This window comes from Pseudomonas sp. RtIB026, assembly GCF_016861355.2.
Classification (GTDB): domain Bacteria; phylum Pseudomonadota; class Gammaproteobacteria; order Pseudomonadales; family Pseudomonadaceae; genus Aquipseudomonas; species Aquipseudomonas peradeniyensis.
Genome location: NZ_AP023348.2, coordinates 2,548,095 through 2,564,664, shown reverse-complemented (window position 1 = coordinate 2,564,664; position 16,570 = coordinate 2,548,095). Strand labels below are relative to the sequence as shown.

The 16,570-nt window shown below is 66.6% G+C and carries 13 protein-coding genes, 1 tRNA gene and 1 pseudogene; 6 read left to right on the top strand and 9 right to left on the bottom strand.

The window, feature by feature from the left end:
• The first annotated feature begins 1 nt into the window (after nt 1).
• Nucleotides 2-1,237: a glycosyltransferase family 4 protein gene (locus PRtIB026_RS11635; RefSeq protein WP_110738539.1), complete on the top strand. Its 1,236-nt coding sequence runs from the start codon at nt 2-4 to the stop codon at nt 1,235-1,237.
• Here PRtIB026_RS11635 and glp read toward each other — a convergent pair.
• Nucleotides 1,226-2,446, bottom strand: a complete 1,221-nt coding sequence (glp, locus tag PRtIB026_RS11630; RefSeq protein ID WP_203647469.1) for a gephyrin-like molybdotransferase Glp — start codon at nt 2,444-2,446, stop codon at nt 1,226-1,228. The two genes, PRtIB026_RS11635 and glp, sit on opposite strands and share 12 nt — an antisense overlap.
• Entirely contained in the window at nt 2,430-2,969 is a 540-nt protein-coding gene (gene moaB / locus PRtIB026_RS11625) for a molybdenum cofactor biosynthesis protein B (RefSeq protein ID WP_046856412.1), read from the bottom strand. The genes glp and moaB overlap by 17 nt, the downstream gene beginning before the upstream one ends.
• 170 nt (nt 2,970-3,139) lie before the next feature.
• Here moaB and PRtIB026_RS11620 point away from each other — a divergent pair, with 170 nt between their 5' ends.
• On the top strand, nt 3,140-3,361 hold the full coding sequence (locus PRtIB026_RS11620; protein WP_023632528.1) for a YgdI/YgdR family lipoprotein: 222 nt from the start codon (nt 3,140-3,142) through the stop codon (nt 3,359-3,361).
• Between the two features lie 81 nt (nt 3,362-3,442).
• Nucleotides 3,443-3,519 (top strand) — tRNA-Pro (locus PRtIB026_RS11615).
• A 250-nt stretch (nt 3,520-3,769) separates the two neighbouring features.
• Here the strand turns inward: PRtIB026_RS11615 and mqo are convergent.
• From mqo to PRtIB026_RS11600, 4 genes and pseudogenes are all read right to left on the bottom strand, one after another.
• Entirely contained in the window at nt 3,770-5,335 is a 1,566-nt protein-coding gene (gene mqo / locus PRtIB026_RS11610) for a malate dehydrogenase (quinone) (RefSeq protein ID WP_203647470.1), read from the bottom strand.
• A 395-nt stretch (nt 5,336-5,730) separates the two neighbouring features.
• The gene (locus PRtIB026_RS26640) at nt 5,731-6,435 is read right to left on the bottom strand and encodes a methyl-accepting chemotaxis protein (RefSeq protein ID WP_371263132.1); all 705 of its coding nucleotides are present in this window, start codon (nt 6,433-6,435) and stop codon (nt 5,731-5,733) included.
• Between the two features lie 228 nt (nt 6,436-6,663).
• A pseudogene (locus tag PRtIB026_RS26635) lies at nt 6,664-6,774 on the bottom strand (hypothetical protein); the annotation flags it as partial.
• Between the two features lie 771 nt (nt 6,775-7,545).
• Entirely contained in the window at nt 7,546-9,309 is a 1,764-nt protein-coding gene (locus tag PRtIB026_RS11600; protein ID WP_203647471.1) for an ABC transporter transmembrane domain-containing protein, read from the bottom strand.
• A gap of 248 nt (nt 9,310-9,557) precedes the next feature.
• Here PRtIB026_RS11600 and PRtIB026_RS11595 point away from each other — a divergent pair, with 248 nt between their 5' ends.
• Nucleotides 9,558-9,728, top strand: coding sequence for a PA1571 family protein (locus PRtIB026_RS11595; protein WP_203647472.1), 171 nt, complete (start codon nt 9,558-9,560; stop codon nt 9,726-9,728).
• 53 nt (nt 9,729-9,781) lie between these two features.
• On the opposite strand, the gene pdxB is transcribed toward PRtIB026_RS11595, so the two are convergent.
• From pdxB to rlmM, 3 genes are all read right to left on the bottom strand, one after another.
• Nucleotides 9,782-10,924: a 4-phosphoerythronate dehydrogenase PdxB gene (gene pdxB / locus PRtIB026_RS11590; protein WP_203647473.1), complete on the bottom strand. Its 1,143-nt coding sequence runs from the start codon at nt 10,922-10,924 to the stop codon at nt 9,782-9,784.
• Nucleotides 10,925-10,971: 47 nt separating this feature from the next.
• Nucleotides 10,972-11,214 carry a sulfurtransferase TusA gene (gene tusA, locus PRtIB026_RS11585; protein ID WP_050704845.1) on the bottom strand — a complete coding sequence of 81 codons (243 nt, stop codon included), beginning with the start codon at nt 11,212-11,214 and terminating at the stop codon, nt 10,972-10,974.
• Between the two features lie 210 nt (nt 11,215-11,424).
• Nucleotides 11,425-12,489: a 23S rRNA (cytidine(2498)-2'-O)-methyltransferase RlmM gene (gene rlmM, locus PRtIB026_RS11580; protein ID WP_232856035.1), complete on the bottom strand. Its 1,065-nt coding sequence runs from the start codon at nt 12,487-12,489 to the stop codon at nt 11,425-11,427.
• A gap of 219 nt (nt 12,490-12,708) precedes the next feature.
• Here rlmM and acnA point away from each other — a divergent pair, with 219 nt between their 5' ends.
• Nucleotides 12,709-15,462, top strand: a complete 2,754-nt coding sequence (gene acnA / locus PRtIB026_RS11575; RefSeq protein ID WP_267813829.1) for an aconitate hydratase AcnA — start codon at nt 12,709-12,711, stop codon at nt 15,460-15,462.
• A 196-nt stretch (nt 15,463-15,658) separates the two neighbouring features.
• A complete protein-coding gene (locus PRtIB026_RS11570; protein ID WP_203647474.1) occupies nt 15,659-16,435 on the top strand; it encodes a CPBP family intramembrane glutamic endopeptidase in 777 nt (258 codons plus the stop codon).
• Nucleotides 16,436-16,570 lie beyond the last annotated feature (135 nt).

Here is a 16,570-nt window from a genome sequence, read left to right as displayed (position 1 = left end):
CATGCGCATACTCTGGACCCTGCCCTACCTGCCCTGGCCCACCACCAGCGGCAGCAAGACCCGGCAATACCACCTGCTGCGCGCCCTGGCGCAGCATGGCCACCGGATCACCTTGCTGGTGCAGTCCAAGGTACCCTTGAGCGACGCGGCGCGCGAGGCCCTGGAGCCGCTGGTGGAGCGCCTGGTGGTGCTGCCCCGGCGCGCGCTGCACAGCCCGCTGAACCTGCTGGCCTCGCCCATCATCGACTACCCCATGCGGGCCATCATCAATGGCCTGGCGCCCTGCCTGAGGCACCGCTTCGAGCAGTTGCTGGACGAACCCTGGGACGTGATCCAGATCGAGCACAGCTACAGTTTCCAGCCGTTCGAGAAGGCCTTGCAGGCCCGTGGCCTGCCCTACATGCTCAGCGAGCACTACCTGGAATCGGTGATGGGCGCCGCCTGCCACGACCGCTTGCCCCTGTGGCTACGGCCGCTGAACGCCTTCGACCGCTGGCGCTACCGGCGCTGGGAGCAGCGAGTGCTGCGCCAGCCCACCGAGGTGGTGGCGGTCAGCGCCCATGATGCCGAGCTTATCGGCCAGATCAGCGGGCGCCCGGTGAACGTGGTGGTCAATGGCGTGGACTGCGACCACTACCAGGAGGTTCGCCCCACGCCGCACAGCCAGCGTCTGCTGTTCGTCGGCAATTTCGAGTACGGCGCCAACCTGGAGGCCATCGAATGGGCGCTGGAAGAGATCCTGCCTCAGGTGTGGATGAGCAATCCGGCGGTGCGCCTGGCCATTGCCGGCCACGCCCTGCCGGCCAGCTGGAAGCTGCACTGGAACGACCCGCGCATCGAGTGGGTGGGCTATCGCCCCGACCTGCGCGAGCTGCAACGGCGCTCGGCGCTTTTTTTCGCGCCGCTGCGCCATGCTGGCGGCTCCAAGGTGAAGATCCTCGAAGCCATGGCCGCCGGGCTGCCGGTGATCACCACCAGCAAGGGCGCCTCGGGCCTGGCCATGAACAACGGCGAGCACTACCTGGGCAGCGACGACAGCGGCCAACTGGCGCTGCTGGTCACCCAGCTGCTCAACCAGCCATGGCGCATGTGCCAGCTCAGTGAGGCCGGGCGCCAGTTCGCCCGCCAGCGTCATGACTGGAGCGTCGCCGCCCAGCAGCTGGAGAACGTGCACATGCGCCTGACCCAGCTGGCGCCGGCCGGCGCCGCAGCCGCCGGCGGCGTGCTAGCCAAGTAGCTCGCTGAACGGAATGAACGTCACCGCATCGCCCTGTTGCGGCGTCGTGCCTTCGAGCACCTCCACCACGCCATCGGCCCATGCCGCGCTGCGCAGCACGCCGGAGCTCTGGTTCTTGTAGATGCGCACGCGACCGTCCTCGATGCGTACCCGCAGGTACTCGCGGCGCGTTCCGGCCTTGGGCCAGTCGAAACCCGCCGGCACGCTGAAGCGCAGCGGCGCGACATGGGCCACGCCCATTCGACGCAGCAGGTAGGGCCGGGTCAGCAGGCCGAAGGTGACCAGCGTCGAGGCCGGATTGCCCGGCAGGCCGATCACCGGCACCCCCTGGTAATGGCCGAAGGTCAGCGGCTTGCCCGGCTTGATCGCCAGCTTCCACAGCGCCAGCTCGCCCGCCTCGCGCAGGGCCAGGCCGAGGAAATCGGCCTCGCCCACCGACACGCCTCCGGTGGACAGGATCAGGTCGACATCGCCCAGCCCGCCCAGGCACTGGCGGGTGCGCTCGAGATCGTCCGGGAGGATGCCGGCGTCGACCACCGTGCAGCCCAGGCGTTGCAGCCAGCTGACCAGCAGGCGTCGGTTGCTGTTGTAGATCTGCCCGGGGCCCAGGGCCAGGCCCGGCTCGACCAGTTCGTCGCCGGTCGACAGCACCGCCACCCGGGGCCGACGCCGCACTTCGAGCGTGCCGAAACCCAGGGTCGCGGCCAGCCCGAGCTGGATCGGGCCCAGCCGCGTGCCGGCGCTCATCACCTGTTCGCCGACACGGGTTTCCTGGCCCTTGGGGCGAACGTTCTGCGCCAGCGCCAGCGGTTCGAGGAAACGCACCCGACCATCCTCGAGCACCTCGGTGTTTTCCTGCATCTCGACGCAATCGGCACCTTCCGGCAGCGGCGCGCCGGTGAAGATCCGTGCGCAGGTGCCAGGTTCCAGGGGCTGTGGTGCATGCCCGGCGAAGATGCGCTGGGTCACCCGCAGCGGTTCGCCCTGACAGTCGGCCAGGCGCAGCGCGTAGCCGTCCATGGCGCTGTTGGGCCACGGCGGCAGGTCGAGGCCAGCCACCAGCTCATGGGCCAGGACCCGCCCTTCGGCCTCGGCCAGCGGTACCTGTTCGGTCTCGGCGATGGGCGCCGTGTCGGCCAGCGCCAGCAGGCGCTCCAGGGCCTCTTCCACCGGCATCAAGGGCCGGGCCACCTCAGCCACGGCTGTCACAGGCCGCCGCCTGCTTCAGGTGCGGCACGAAATTGCACGGCCGATGACGGGCGTCCAGCTGCTCGGCAAGGATGCCGTCCCAACCGGTGCGCACGGCGTTGGTCGAGCCCGGCAGGCAGCAGACCAGGGTGCCGTTGGCAAGCCCGGCCAGGGCGCGGGACTGCACGGTGGAGGTGCCGATATCGGCCACCGAGATCTGCCGGAACAGCTCGCCGAAGCCCTCGACCTGCTTGTCCAGCAGGCACGCCACGGCTTCCGGGGTACTGTCGCGGCCGGTGAAACCGGTGCCGCCGGTGATCAGCACCACCTGCACCTGGTCGTCGGCGATCCAGGTCGCGACCTGGGCGCGGATCTTGTACAGGTCGTCCTTGAGCAGCACCCGCTCGGCCAAGCGGTGGCCGGCGGCGCTCAGGCGATCGACGAACAGCTGGCCGGAGGTGTCGGTGTCAAAGGTGCGGGTGTCGCTGACCGTCAGCACGGCGATGTTCAGCGCAACGAAAGGGGTATCTGCCTTGGCTTTCATGGGAGTCCGTCGCAGGGTAACTGGGAATGTGCGCTGTTATATCACAGGCCGCCCGCGGCGTTGTTCTTGGTCAATGCCGCCGCGATGGCGCTATGCTGCACTGTGCAAGGAACTTGCGTGGACGCCCTGCGTCTTAATGACATCTAGCACCATCGCACTGGAGAAACACGATGATCCAACGGACCCTTCCCGCCTTCCTGCTTGCCCTGGGCCTGGGCGCCCTCGCCGGCTGCGCCTCGCCAACCGTCATCACCCTGAACGACGGCCGCGAGATCCAGGCGGTGGACACCCCATCCTATGACGACGATTCCGGTTTCTACGAATTCGAGCAGCTCGACGGCAAGCGCACGCGCATCAACAAGGACCAGATCCGCACCGTCAAGGAGCTGTGATCCAGTCCCGCTTTTTAGCGCAACTCCTTTTTGCAACAAGGGGTTGCGTTGAAAAAAGCGATGCAGTAGCATTTTGGACATCGGAGTGTAGCGCAGCCAGGTAGCGCGTCTCGTTCGGGACGAGAAGGCCGCAGGTTCGAATCCTGTCTCTCCGACCATATCCCGCAAAAAACCCGCTTCGAGCGGGTTTTTTGTTGCCTGCGAAAAGGCCTGGTGGCGCCCTGCATCAGGCACCACTGGGCCCTGTAGGAGCGGCCTTGTGCCGCGAAAGGGCTGCACAGCAGCCCCGGGATTTCAGCGTTGTTGCAAAGATCGCCAGGGCCGCTTTGCGGCCCTTTCCGGCCGGTCCGACGCCTCGGCAAGGCCGCTCCTACAGGCTGGCGCCGCTCCCACGCTCAGCTCACACGGTTACTCCGGCAACACCGGCACGTACAGCAGTTGCAGGCGCGCACTGCTCCACTCACGGGTCTTGTTGGTCAGCTCGAGGTCGTTGTTCAGCTTCTGGCCGTAGGTCGGCACGATCTCCTTGAGCTTGGCTTGCCACTCGGCACTCTTGATCCGATCCTTGAAGGTCTTCTCCAGCACGCTCAGCATGATCGGCGCGGCGGTCGAGGCGCCGGGCGAAGCGCCTAGCAGCGCGGCAATGCTGCCGTCCTCGGCGGCCACCACTTCGGTACCGAACTGCAGCACGCCACCGTGCTCGGGATCCTTCTTGATCACCTGCACGCGCTGGCCGGCCTGGAGCAGTTTCCAGTCTTCGTTCTTGGCGTTGGGGAAGTACTCGCGCAGGGCCGCCATGCGGTCATCGAAACTGAGCATCAGCTGACCCATCAGGTAGGTGCTCAGGTCAATGTTGTCGATGCCGGCATGCATCATCGGGCTGATGTTGTGGGTGGTCAGCGAGCTGAACATGTCCAGCAGCGAGCCGTGCTTGAGGTACTTGGTGGAGAAGGTCGCGAACGGACCGAACAGCAGCACTTCCTTGCCATCGATCACCCGGGTGTCCAGGTGCGGCACCGACATCGGCGGCGCGCCGACCGAGGCCTTGCCGTACAGCTTGGCCTTGTGGCGGGCAACCAGGTCAGCGTTGTCGGTCATCAGGAACTGGCCACCGACCGGGAAGCCTGCATAGCCTTCAGCTTCCGCAATACCGGACTTCTGCAGCAGCTTTAGCGCGCCGCCACCGGCACCGATGAAGACGAACCTGGCCTTGACCGAAGACGCCTTGCCGCCGTTGGCCAGGTCGGCCACTACCACGTTCCAGCTGCCATCGTCGTTGCGCACGATGTCGCGCACTTCATGGCTCAGGTGCAGCTGCACATTGGGATTGCGGGTCATGGAGGCGAACAGCTGGCGGGTGATCTCGCCGAAGTTCACGTCGGTGCCGATGGCCATGCGGGTCGCGGCCACTTTCTGCCCGGGATCACGGCCTTCCATTACCAGCGGCACCCACTTGCGGATCTGCTCGTGGTCCTCGGTGATCTCCATGCCACGGAACAGCGAGCTGTGTTGCAGGGCCTCGACGCGCTTGTGCAGGAAGGCGACGTTGTCGTCACCCCAGACGAAGCTCATGTGCGGCACATTGTTGATGAACGAACGCGGGTTGCTCAGCACGCCCTGCTCGACCTGGTAGGCCCAGAACTGCTTGGACACCTCGAACTGCTCGTTGACGTTGACCGCCTTGCTGATGTCGATGCTGCCGTCCTTGCCGACGCTGGTGTAGTTCAGCTCGCAGAACGCCGAGTGGCCGGTGCCGGCGTTGTTCCAGGCGTTGGAACTTTCCTCGGCGACCTGGTCCATGCGCTCGTAGACGTCGACCTTCCAGTTCGGTTCCAGCTCGGTGAGGTAGGTCCCCAGGCTCGCACTCATGATGCCGCCGCCGATCAGCAGGACATCGACGGACTTCTGTGGCTCCGCGGGCTTGGAGCAGCCGATGACGCTCAGGCACAGGAGCGTCAGCAGGATTTTTTTCATTAGCTCAATCCAATTGAAGTGAAGGACTGGCAGTCGTTGCCCCCGGCGTGCACGCCCGGATGTTGTTGTTCTGGTCAGCAGGAGTCTTGCGAAATCGGGGCACGATCGCCTCGGGCCGTGGCCCGGAGCGCCGTAAAGCAGGGAGTGTGCCAGGTTGGCCTGGGCCAATGGCGCAGTGGGCTTGGCAGGGCGGGTTGGCGGCAATCCGCCAAATGGATGGGTACTTTGCCTGAGGAATGGCGGTTTTCCCCCGAACGCCTGTAGGAGCGGCCTCGTGCCGCGAAAGGGTTGCGCAGCAGCCCCAGGATATCAGCGCCATGGCGAAAATAGCCGGGGCCGCTTTGCGGCCCGTTCGCGGCACAAGGCCGCTCCTACACAGGGATCGTGCAGGCTTGTCAGGCAGTGAGGCGGGAAGTGACTTCGCCCAACTGGCCCGACAACCCATGCAGGCGCTGCCCGGCTTGCTCGGTGTGCTGCACGGCCTCCTGGTTGGCGGTGGCGATGCGGGTGATCTCGACCAGGTTGCGCGAGATGTCCTCGGCGACACTGGTCTGTTCCTCGGCGGCGGTGGCGATCTGCCGGTTCATATCGCGGATCGCCTCCACTGCCGTGGTGATGCGCTGCAGCATTTGCCCGGCCTGCTGCACCTGCTCGGCGCCCTCCTCGCTGCGCTGCTGGCCGCTCTCGATGGCCTTGACTGCCTCCACCGCGCCCGATTGCACCGCCTCGATGATCTGGTGGATCTCGGCGATCGACGCCGCAGTGCGCTGGGCCAGGCTGCGCACTTCGTCGGCCACCACCGCAAAACCACGCCCGGCCTCGCCGGCACGGGCGGCCTCGATGGCGGCGTTGAGCGCCAGCAGGTTGGTCTGCTCGGCGATGCCGCGAATCACTTCGAGCACCTTGCCGATGCGCGTGCTGTCGTGCTCCAGGTGACGGATCACCGCCGCGGTACCGGCGATCTCGCGGTTGACCACGGCAATGGTATCGATGGTCCGCTGCATGACCTGCTCGCCGGCCTGGGCACTGTGGTCGGCCTCGTCCGCGGCGCGGGCGGCGTCGGCGGCGTGGCGCGCCACTTCCTGGGCGGTGGCCGACATCTCGTGCATGGCCGTGGCGACCTGGTCGGTGCGCTGGAACTGGTCGTGGGTGCCATGGGCCATGTCGCCGGCGATGCTGCGCAGCCGGCCGCTGGCACTTTCCAGCTCCTCGGCGTTGTCCTTGAGGCGGCCGACGGTGTCAGCGAGGAAGTCGCGCAGGGTGTTGGCGGCCAGCGCCAGGCGCCCCAGTTCATCCTCGCGGCGGCTGTCGACACGGGCGGCGAAACGCCCCTGGCTGAGCTGGGCGACATAGTCGATCAGCTGGCGAATCGGCTCGACCAGGCTGCGATTGACCAGCCACAGGCTGAACAGCCCGACCAGCACGGCCGAGCCCAGCATCACCAGCACGCCCAGCCACACCGTGCGCTCGGCGCTGGCGCTGATGGCGCCGGCACGCCCGTGGGCGTCGGCGCGCAACTGCTCCACCAGCGCGCTCATCTGGTCGCTGGTGGCCCGGTCCACGCCCTTGACCGCCAGGTCGCCCGCCACCGGGTCGCCGCCGGCGGCCAGGAACGCCTGGCGTCCCTGCTCATAGGCCGAGCCCAGCTGCCGGTGGCTGGCCTTGAGCTGCTCCAGGCGCGCCTTGAGCGCCGGCTCACTGCTGTCGATCAATTGCCCCAGCAACTGCTGCACCTGCTGCTCGCGGCTCTGGAACTGCTGCCAGTACTTGTCCAGCTCCGCCGGCTGGCGACCGCGCAGCAGCACGTTCTTCCACTCCTGCACCTGGATCTTGAACTGCAGGTTGGCTTCGTCGATCAGTTGCGAGGCACGCAACGGCCCGTCCACCAGCTCGGCATAGCCGCGCACGCTGGACGACAGGAACTGGAAGCACACCAGGGCGATCAGCAGGATCGCCACCAGGCTGCCACCGAGCAGGGAGAGAATTTGCACTCTGAGGGATTTACGCAAGATTGCGGATCTCGGAACAAGGAAGAGGGAAAACGGCGCGCGACGGCACCGCCGACGGAGGCATCCTTGTCCTCGTTCGCTGGCCCGAAAACGCCGCCATCGGGCGATGACAGCCAGGGCGAGCACCTGCGCAACAACCGAGGCAGATAGTCTCAGGCAATTGCTACAGAATTGTTACAAAACAGCGACAGCCACGGCCGCTCAGGCCGGGTTGAACTGCAGCGCAGCCAAGCGTGCGTAGAGTGGGCTTTGCTCGATCAATTGTCGATGGCTGCCAACTGCCGCCAGTCGGCCTTTGTCGATCACCGCGATGCGGTCGGCATGCTGCACCGTCGCCAGGCGGTGGGCGATGACCAGCGTGGTGCGCCCGGCCATCAACTGCGGCAACGCCTGCTGGATCAGGTGCTCGCTCTGCGCGTCCAGGGCGCTGGTGGCCTCGTCCAGCAGCAGGATCGGCGCATCCACCAGCAACGCCCGGGCGATCGCCAGGCGCTGGCGCTGGCCGCCGGACAAACCCACGCCGCCTTCACCCAGGAGCGTCTGGTAGCCCTGGGGCAACTGGGCGATGAACTCATGGGCATGGGCGCCGCGCGCCGCCGCCTCGACCTCGGCCAGACTGGCCTCGGGCCGACCGTAGCGGATGTTGGCCTCGACCGTGCCACGGAACAGCGCCGGCTGCTGGGCCACCAGGGCGAACTGGCGACGCAGCTCGGCCGGCTCCAGCCCGGTGATCGGTTGGTCGTCGAGCAGAATCGCGCCGCCCTGCGGGTCGTAGAAGCGCAGCAGCAGGTCGAACAGGGTCGACTTGCCGGCCCCCGACGGCCCGACCAGGGCCACGGTCTCGCCCGGGCGGATGTGCAGGCTCAGGCCATCGATGGCAGCGGCAGTGGGGCGTGACGGGTAGGCGAAGCGCACGTCGCACAGCTGGATGTCACCCGTGGCACGGCCCTGCGCCAGCCCCTGCGGTCGTGCCGGCGCCAGGATAGCCGTCTGCGCCGCCAGCAGCTCGGCGATGCGCTCGGCGGCACCGGCGGCACGCTGCAGTTCGCCGATCACCTCGCTCAGGGTGCCGAAGGCGCTGCCGACGATCAGGCTGTAGAACACGAAGGCGGCCAGCTCGCCGCCGGAGATGCGTCCGGCGATCACGTCCATGCCGCCGACCCAGAGCATCACCCCTACCGCCCCGAGCACCAGCACGATCACCAGGGTGATCAGCCAGGCACGCTGGGCGATGCGCCGGCGCGCCACGCCGAACGCCGCCTCCACGGTCTCGGCGAAGCGCGCCTGGTCATGCCCTTGATGGTTGTAGGCCTGCACCGTCTTGATCTGACCGAGGGTCTCGGCGACATAGCTGCCCACGTCGGCCACCCGGTCCTGGCTCTGCCGCGACAGGCTGCGCACGCGCCGCCCGAACAGCAGGATCGGCGCCAGCACCAGGGGCAAGGCCAGCACCACGATGCTGGTCAGCTTGGGGTTGGTGACGAACAGCAGGATCACCCCGCCCAGCACCATCAGCGCGTTGCGCAGGAACATCGACAGCGACGAACCGATCACCGACTGCAGCAAGGTGGTGTCGGCGGTCAGCCGCGACTGGATTTCCGAGCTGCGGTTGTCCTCGAAAAAACCCGGGTGCAGGCCGATCAGGTGGTCGAACACCGCCCGGCGGATATCGGCCACGCAACGCTCGCCGATCCACGACACCAGGTAGAAACGGGCGAAGGTCCCCACCGCCAGCGCCATCACCAGCAGCAGGAACAGGCCAATGGTCTGGTTGAGCTGGTGCGCCGAACCGGTCATGAACCCCTGGTCGACCAACAGGCGGATGCCCTGCCCCATGGACAGGGTGATGGCGGCGGTGACCACCAGCGCCAGCAAGGCCAGTAGCGCCTGGCGGCGATAGGGGCGCACGAAATGCCAGCCCAGGTGCAGGGCGCGGCGCTGGCGGGGAGAGATTGGCTCGGGCATGGCGAAAGTCGTTCTTTGCACGGATTAGACCAAGACTACCACTCGTCGGCCCCATGCAACGCCTGGGAATCCGTCGCCGTCCCATGATCGAACAGAACAACAGTGACTATGCTCATTCGTTCTAACCTGTGTCTGGAGCTTTGTCGCGCTTTCTGTTGGACTGTTCCGGCATGACGCCGAAGAAACTGTCACAGACCAGTCACGGCGAAGCACTACCTTGAGCTTGAACCTGAAAGAGGAGACAGGATATGAGCTTGCAGCACACCGATACGCCCAAGAACCAGAACCGTCCGCAACCTCAGGTCTGCGGCTCGATCATCGATGCCCAGGGCCGCGAGGTCCCGATCACCGAGCAGATGATCCAGAAGGCCTGCAAGGACCTGGAAGACAGCCGGGTCAAGAAAGTCGGCAAGGCCTGACCCCCGAATTGCGTGCAACCCGGCGCTTGCGCCGGGTTTTTATTGGCTGGCCGTCAGGCCAGCACCGCCCCCAGTGCGCTGACCAGTTGAACCAGCTGCGGCGCCTCTCCACGGACACGTACCGCCAGCCCCTCGATCTCGCGCCTTACCGGGTAGTGCTTGCGCAGCAGGTCGAACGCTGCACGCTGTTCGGCCGGCTCTTCGCTCAGGCTGCGACGAAAATCCGCATCGTCGCGACGTGGGTCGTAGACCGCCCGGCACAGGGTGGCCAATGCCCACGCCGGATCCGCGCTCGGGTCAAACTCGATCTGCGCCAGACCCGGCGCCGGCAACAGGTCGGCCAGGCGCACCTGCTCGGGCTCCCCTCGCCAGCGGCAGAAGGCCTGGTAGATCTGCGCCGTGCCCCGCTGCTTGCCGTCCAGGCTGTAGCCGGCGATATGCGGCGTGGCCAGGGTGCACAGGTCGGCCAGTTGCAGGTCCACCTGCGGCTCGCCCTCCCACACATCAAGCACCGCGTGCAGATCCTCGCGATCCAGCAGCAGTTCGCGCAGGGCCGCGTTGTCCACCACCGGGCCGCGGCTGGCGTTGATCAGCCAGGCGCCGGCACGCAAGCGGGCCAGGCGCGGCTGGTCGAGCAGGTGCCAGGTCGGGTGATCGCCGCCGCGTTGCAGCGGCGTGTGCAGGCTGATCACGTCGCACTGCTCGAGGATCGTCTGAAGGTCGACAAAGTCGCCGCCCTCGCTGGCCTGTCGCACCGGGTCGCACACCAGCACCTTCCAGCCCAGGCCATGCAGCACCCGCACCAGGCGCCCGCCGACCTCGCCGGCGCCGACCACGCCATAGACGCGCTTGGCCAGGTCAACGCCGTCGAGTTCGGCCAGGGTCAGCAGGCTGCCCAGCACGTAGTCCACCACGCCACGGGCGTTGCAGCCCGGCGCGCTGCTCCAGTGGATACCGGCCTGGGCGAAATAGTCGAGGTCGAGGTGATCGGTGCCGATGGTGCAGGTGCCGACAAAGCGCACCCGGCTGCCTTCGAGCAGTTGCCGGTCGACGCGGGTCACCGAGCGCACCAGCAGCACGTCGGCGTCCTTGACGCAGGCGGCGTCGATGGCCCGGCCGGGGTAGCGGCGGATCTCGCCGAAACCGGCGAAGAAGGCATCGAGCAGCGGGATATTCTCGTCGGCAACTATCAGCATGGTGCTCTCCTGTCAGGGGAGCGCAGTGTAGCGCGCTCGCAGCCGGCTCAGTCGGCCTTCTTGCGGATCCAGTACAGGTAGGTGCCGGCCTCTTCCTGCTGGCCGAGCAACTCGTGGCCGAGGAAGATGCAGAACTTGGGAATGTCGCGACGGGTCGACGGGTCGGTGGCGATCACCTTGAGCACGCCGCCGCCGGCCAGCTCGCGCACGTGCTTGTGCAGCATCATCACCGGCTCCGGGCAGTTCAGGCCGGTGGCGTCGAGGATCGCGTCGTGGGTGAAATCGGTCATGAAAGGCTCCGCAAAATGATCGTCATTGTGGCGCATCGGTCGAGGTGCTCCAAGGGGCTGAGAACCGCAGCCCCCTGTAGGAGCGGCCTTGTGCCGCGAAAGGGCTGCAGAGCAGCCCCGGCAATTTCTGCTTTCACGCTGAAATCCTGGGGCCGCTTTGCGGCCCTTTCGCGGCACAAGGCCGCTCCTACAGTGGCCGGGCAAACCCGTTTAACGCGGTTTCAGGTCCAACCGGCGCAGGTGGCAGGTCACTTCCTCGCGGTCGTGATACAGCTGCTTGCAGGCGATCGACACCTTCACCTTGCGCGCCTTGAACCCGGCCTCGATGCGCTCGAGCAGCTTGCGCACCTCGGCATGGCGCTGCTTCATCGGCAGCTTCAGGTTGACCACTGCCTCGCGGCACAGTCCTTCGCCCAGCCAGGTCTCGATCAGCGAGGCGGTGCGCGCCGGCTTCTCGACGATGTCGCAGACCATCCAGTCCACGGTCTGGCGGGGTTTCCAGGTGAAGCCGTCAGCCATCAGGTGGGTGACCAGGCCAGTGTCCATCAGGCTTTCGGCCATCGGCCCGTTGTCGATGGCGGTCACCAGCATGCCGCGCTTGACCAGCTGGTAGGTCCAGCCGCCGGGGGCGGCGCCCAGGTCGACGCCGGTCATGTCGTCGTTCAGGCGCTGGTCCCACTGCTCGCGGGGAATGAACTGGTGCCACGCCTCCTCGAGCTTGAGGGTCGAGCGGCTGGGGGCTTCGCGGGGGAACTTCAGGCGCGGGATGCCCATCGGCCACAGCGCCGAGTTGTCGGCCTCGGCCAGCCCCAGGAACACCCGCCGGCCACTGATGAAGGTCAGCAGCAGGCGCGGCCGCCGGGCGTCGTCCACCAGCCGTCCGGCCTTTTCCAGGGCCTTGCGCAGCGGTACTTCGAACTTGCGGCAGAAGGTCGACAGTTCCTTGCCGTCGTTGCTGTCGAGCACTTCCAGCCAAAGGCTGCCGCACACCGGCAGCGCGGCAAGGTGCTCGAGCAGCACGCTGATGCGGTCGGTCTCCGGCAGCTCGACGTAGGCGCCGCGGGCCCACTGGCGCGGGAAGATCAGCTGCGAAAAGCGCAGCGTCTGCATCATGCGTTGGGCACCGTCCGCCTCGCTGCAGACGAACTCGGCACAGGCACTCTGCGGCTTGCCCTTGGCATAGCCGGCCACGCCCAGGTGGGCGGCGTGTTCGCTGATTTCGGCGCAGACCTCGCCCTCGAAGCCGGGCCGGCAATGCATGAACAGGGTATTCATTTCTCACTCCACATCACTGGCGCAGACGGCGCCAGGGCGGCGAATGATAAAGGAAGATCGGAACCGACGACACGCCCCATCGGTCCAGAAAAGGGTCAGGGCGGACAAACCGGTCTAACCTGACTGTTCAGCCAGGTCCGTGCCGTGCGGACCGGTCCAGAGCGGTGACACCGGCGAGCGACCCGCAGTCGCCGGGCACCGGAGCACAAGGAGTTGTAAATGCCCTCGCTCGATAGCCTGAAAACCCTCAAGACCCTCCAGGTGGCCGACCGCGCCTACCACTATTTCAGCCTGCCCGACGCCGCGCGCCAGCTCGGCGACCTGCAACGCCTGCCCATGTCGCTGAAGGTGCTGCTGGAAAACCTGCTGCGCTGGGAAGACGGCAAGACCGTCACCGGCGACGACCTGCGCGCCCTGGCCCAGTGGCTGCAGGAGCGTCGCTCTGATCGCGAGATCCAGTACCGCCCGGCGCGGGTGCTGATGCAGGACTTCACCGGCGTACCGGCGGTGGTCGACCTGGCCGCCATGCGCGCTGCGATGGCCAAGGCCGGCGGCGACCCGCAGCGGATCAACCCGTTGTCGCCGGTGGACCTGGTGATCGACCACTCGGTAATGGTCGACCGCTACGCCAGCCCCAATGCCTTCGCCCAGAACGTCGACATCGAGATGCAACGCAACGGCGAGCGCTACGCCTTCCTGCGCTGGGGCCAGAGCGCCTTCGACAACTTCCGCGTGGTACCGCCGGGCACCGGCATCTGCCACCAGGTCAACCTCGAGTACCTGGGCCGCACAGTATGGACCCGTGAAGCGGACGGCCGCACCTACGCCTTCCCCGACACCCTGGTCGGCACCGACTCGCACACCACCATGATCAACGGCCTGGGCGTGCTCGGCTGGGGCGTGGGCGGCATCGAAGCCGAGGCGGCAATGCTCGGCCAGCCGGTGTCGATGCTGATCCCCGAGGTGATCGGCTTCAAGCTCACCGGCAAGCTGCGCGAGGGCATCACCGCCACCGACCTGGTGCTGACGGTGACGCAGATGCTGCGCAAGAAGGGCGTGGTGGGCAAGTTCGTCGAGTTCTATGGTGACGGCCTGGCCGACCTGCCGCTGGCCGACCGCGCCACCATCGCCAACATGGCTCCCGAGTACGGCGCCACCTGCGGCTTCTTCCCGGTGGACCAGGTAACCCTGGACTACCTGCGCCTGTCCGGTCGCCCCGAGGAGGCCGTGCAACTGGTCGAGGCCTACAGCAAGGCCCAGGGCCTGTGGCGCCTGCCGGGCCAGGAGCCGCTGTTCAGCGATACCCTGGCGCTGGACATGAACGACGTCGAAGCCAGCCTCGCCGGGCCCAAGCGCCCGCAGGACCGGGTCGCCCTGGGCCAGGTCGCCCAGGCCTTCGACCACTTCATCGAGCTGCAGCCCAAGCCACTGGCCAAAGAGGTCGGCCGCCTGGAAAGCGAGGGCGGCGGCGGTGTGGCGGTGGGCAATGCCGACCAGGCCGGCGAGATCGACTACACCCACGAAAACCAGACTCACACCCTGCGCGACGGCGCCGTGGTGATCGCCGCCATCACCTCCTGCACCAATACCTCGAACCCAAGCGTGATGATGGCGGCCGGGTTGGTGGCGAAAAAAGCCGTGGAGAAGGGCCTGACCCGCAAACCCTGGGTCAAGAGCTCACTGGCGCCAGGTTCCAAGGTGGTCACCGACTACTACAAGGCCGCGGGCCTGACACCTTACCTCGACCAGCTTGGCTTCGACCTGGTTGGCTATGGCTGCACCACCTGCATCGGCAACTCCGGCCCCCTGGACGAGGCGATCGAGAAAGCCATCGGCAGCGCCGACCTCACCGTCGCTTCGGTGCTGTCGGGCAACCGCAACTTCGAAGGCCGGGTGCACCCGCTGGTCAAGACCAACTGGCTGGCCTCGCCGCCGCTGGTAGTGGCCTATGCCCTGGCCGGCAGCGTGCGGCTGGACCTGACCAAGGACGCCCTGGGTACCGGCAAGGACGGCAAGCCCGTGTACCTGCGCGATATCTGGCCAAGCCAGCAGGAAATCGCCGAGGCCGTGCGCAAGGTCGACACACGCATGTTCCACAAGGAGTACGCCGAAGTGTTCGCCGGCGACGCCCAGTGGCAGGCCATCGAGGTGCCCCTGGCGGCCACCTATGTCTGGCAGGACGATTCCACCTATATCCAGCACCCGCCGTTCTTCGACGACATCGGTGGTCCACTGCCGGAAATCGGCGATATCCACGGCGCGCGCATCCTCGCCCTGCTCGGCGACTCGGTGACCACCGACCATATCTCCCCGGCCGGCAACATCAAGGCCGACAGCCCGGCCGGCCGCTACCTGCGCGGCAAGGGCGTGGAACCACGGGACTTCAACTCCTACGGTTCACGGCGCGGCAACCATGAGGTGATGATGCGCGGCACCTTCGCCAACATTCGCATCCGCAACGAGATGCTCGGTGGCGAGGAAGGCGGCAACACCCTGTACGTACCCACGGGCGAAAAACTGTCGATCTACGATGCCGCCATGCGCTACCAGCAGGACGGCACGCCACTGGTGGTGATCGCCGGGCAGGAATACGGCACCGGCTCCAGCCGCGACTGGGCGGCCAAGGGCACCAACCTGCTGGGGGTCAAGGCGGTGCTGGCGGAGAGTTTCGAGCGCATCCACCGCTCAAACCTGGTGGGCATGGGCGTGCTGCCGCTGCAGTTCAAGGCCGGCGACGACCGCAAGCGCCTCGGACTGACCGGCAAGGAACGCATCGATGTGCTGGGCCTTGGCGGGGCGCAGATCCGCCCGGGCATGAGCCTGAAGGTGCGCATCACCCGCGAGGACGGGCGCCAGGAGCAGATCGAAGTGCTGTGCCGGATCGATACCCTCAATGAGGTGGAGTACTTCAAGTCAGGGGGGATCCTGCATTATGTGCTGCGGCAATTGATCGCGGAGCAAAGCAGGCGATAGTTGGCTTCGCAGCCCTTTCGCGGCACAAGGCCGCTCCTACAGGGGAACGCGATCTCTTGTAGGAGCGGCCTTGTGCCGCGAAAGGACCGCAAAGTGGTCCCGGCATTACCCGCCCAAGCGCGTAAACATCCAAGTGTCCTGAAGGCCATGGGGTAAGTCCTACCCTCCTCGGATTCACCGGCACTAAGGAAATGTCATGCCTCTTCCCCACTGGATCGCCCTGCTCCTGCTCGCCCTCGGCTATGCAATCGCCCTGACCTACGGCAGCCTCGGCCTCGCCGCCCTGCCCGCCTTGCTCGCCCTGCTGTGCAGCGCACTGCTCGCCCGCCGTCCGGTACGCTGGCAACAAAGCCTCGGCCACTTGCTGTTCATCCTGCTCGCCCTCGCCCTGGCCCTGCACTGGCTGCCCGGCTTCCACAGCGCCAAAGTGATCGACAAGGCCGTGCTCAGCGACGGCGCCGTGCCCTTCTCCCTGTACCTCAACCTGGACAAGCCTCTGATCGGTCTGTGGTTGCTGCTGGCCTGCCCGTGGCTGGTGATGCTGCGCCCACGCGGCCTGCTGCCCGGCCTGGCACTGACCCTGCCATTGACCCTGCTCGCCTGCCTGGGCGGCGCCTGGGCACTGGGCATGGTCGCCTGGGCACCGAAATGGCCCGACCAGGCCTGGCTGTGGCTGCTGAACAACCTGCTGTTGGTGAGCCTGACCGAAGAACTGTTGTTCCGTGGCTATATCCAGGGCGGCCTGCAACGTCTGTTCAGGCATGAAGGGCTGGCGTTGCTGGTGGCCGCGCTGTTGTTCGGCCTCGCCCACCTGGCCGGTGGCTGGCAATGGTTCTACCTGGCCACCCTGGCCGGGGTGGGGTATGGTCTGGCCTATCGCCATGGCGGGCTGGCGGCGGCGGTGCTGTGCCACACCTGCGTCAACCTGGCGCACTTCGCCGCTTTCAGCTACCCGATGCTGGCCCCGAATTGAACAATCGGTCATGATCAGACCTGATCGTCATCATTTATAAAGAAAACTGCAATATTGGCGGCAACGGCTGCGATCAGGTGGGCTGCATTAGCTCAGCCGCACTGATGGCACCTTGCCCCAGATCAAGCCAGTTAA

Excerpts from the sequence above, each read along its gene's own strand:
- tusA (WP_050704845.1), bottom strand. The coding sequence starts at position 11,214 with ATGACCGATTTCACCCACGACGCGATCCTCGACGCCACCGGCCTGAAC.
- PRtIB026_RS11570 (WP_203647474.1), top strand. The coding sequence starts at position 15,659 with ATGCCTCTTCCCCACTGGATCGCCCTGCTCCTGCTCGCCCTCGGCTAT.
- PRtIB026_RS11600 (WP_203647471.1), bottom strand. The coding sequence starts at position 9,309 with ATGCCCGAGCCAATCTCTCCCCGCCAGCGCCGCGCCCTGCACCTGGGC.
- PRtIB026_RS11620 (WP_023632528.1), top strand. The coding sequence starts at position 3,140 with ATGATCCAACGGACCCTTCCCGCCTTCCTGCTTGCCCTGGGCCTGGGC.
- acnA (WP_267813829.1), top strand. The coding sequence starts at position 12,709 with ATGCCCTCGCTCGATAGCCTGAAAACCCTCAAGACCCTCCAGGTGGCC.
- mqo (WP_203647470.1), bottom strand. The coding sequence starts at position 5,335 with ATGAAAAAAATCCTGCTGACGCTCCTGTGCCTGAGCGTCATCGGCTGC.
- rlmM (WP_232856035.1), bottom strand. The coding sequence starts at position 12,489 with ATGAATACCCTGTTCATGCATTGCCGGCCCGGCTTCGAGGGCGAGGTC.
- PRtIB026_RS11635 (WP_110738539.1), top strand. The coding sequence starts at position 2 with ATGCGCATACTCTGGACCCTGCCCTACCTGCCCTGGCCCACCACCAGC.
- PRtIB026_RS26640 (WP_371263132.1), bottom strand. The coding sequence starts at position 6,435 with ATGTCGGCCACCGCCCAGGAAGTGGCGCGCCACGCCGCCGACGCCGCC.
- pdxB (WP_203647473.1), bottom strand. The coding sequence starts at position 10,924 with ATGCTGATAGTTGCCGACGAGAATATCCCGCTGCTCGATGCCTTCTTC.
- PRtIB026_RS11595 (WP_203647472.1), top strand. The coding sequence starts at position 9,558 with ATGAGCTTGCAGCACACCGATACGCCCAAGAACCAGAACCGTCCGCAA.
- moaB (WP_046856412.1), bottom strand. The coding sequence starts at position 2,969 with ATGAAAGCCAAGGCAGATACCCCTTTCGTTGCGCTGAACATCGCCGTG.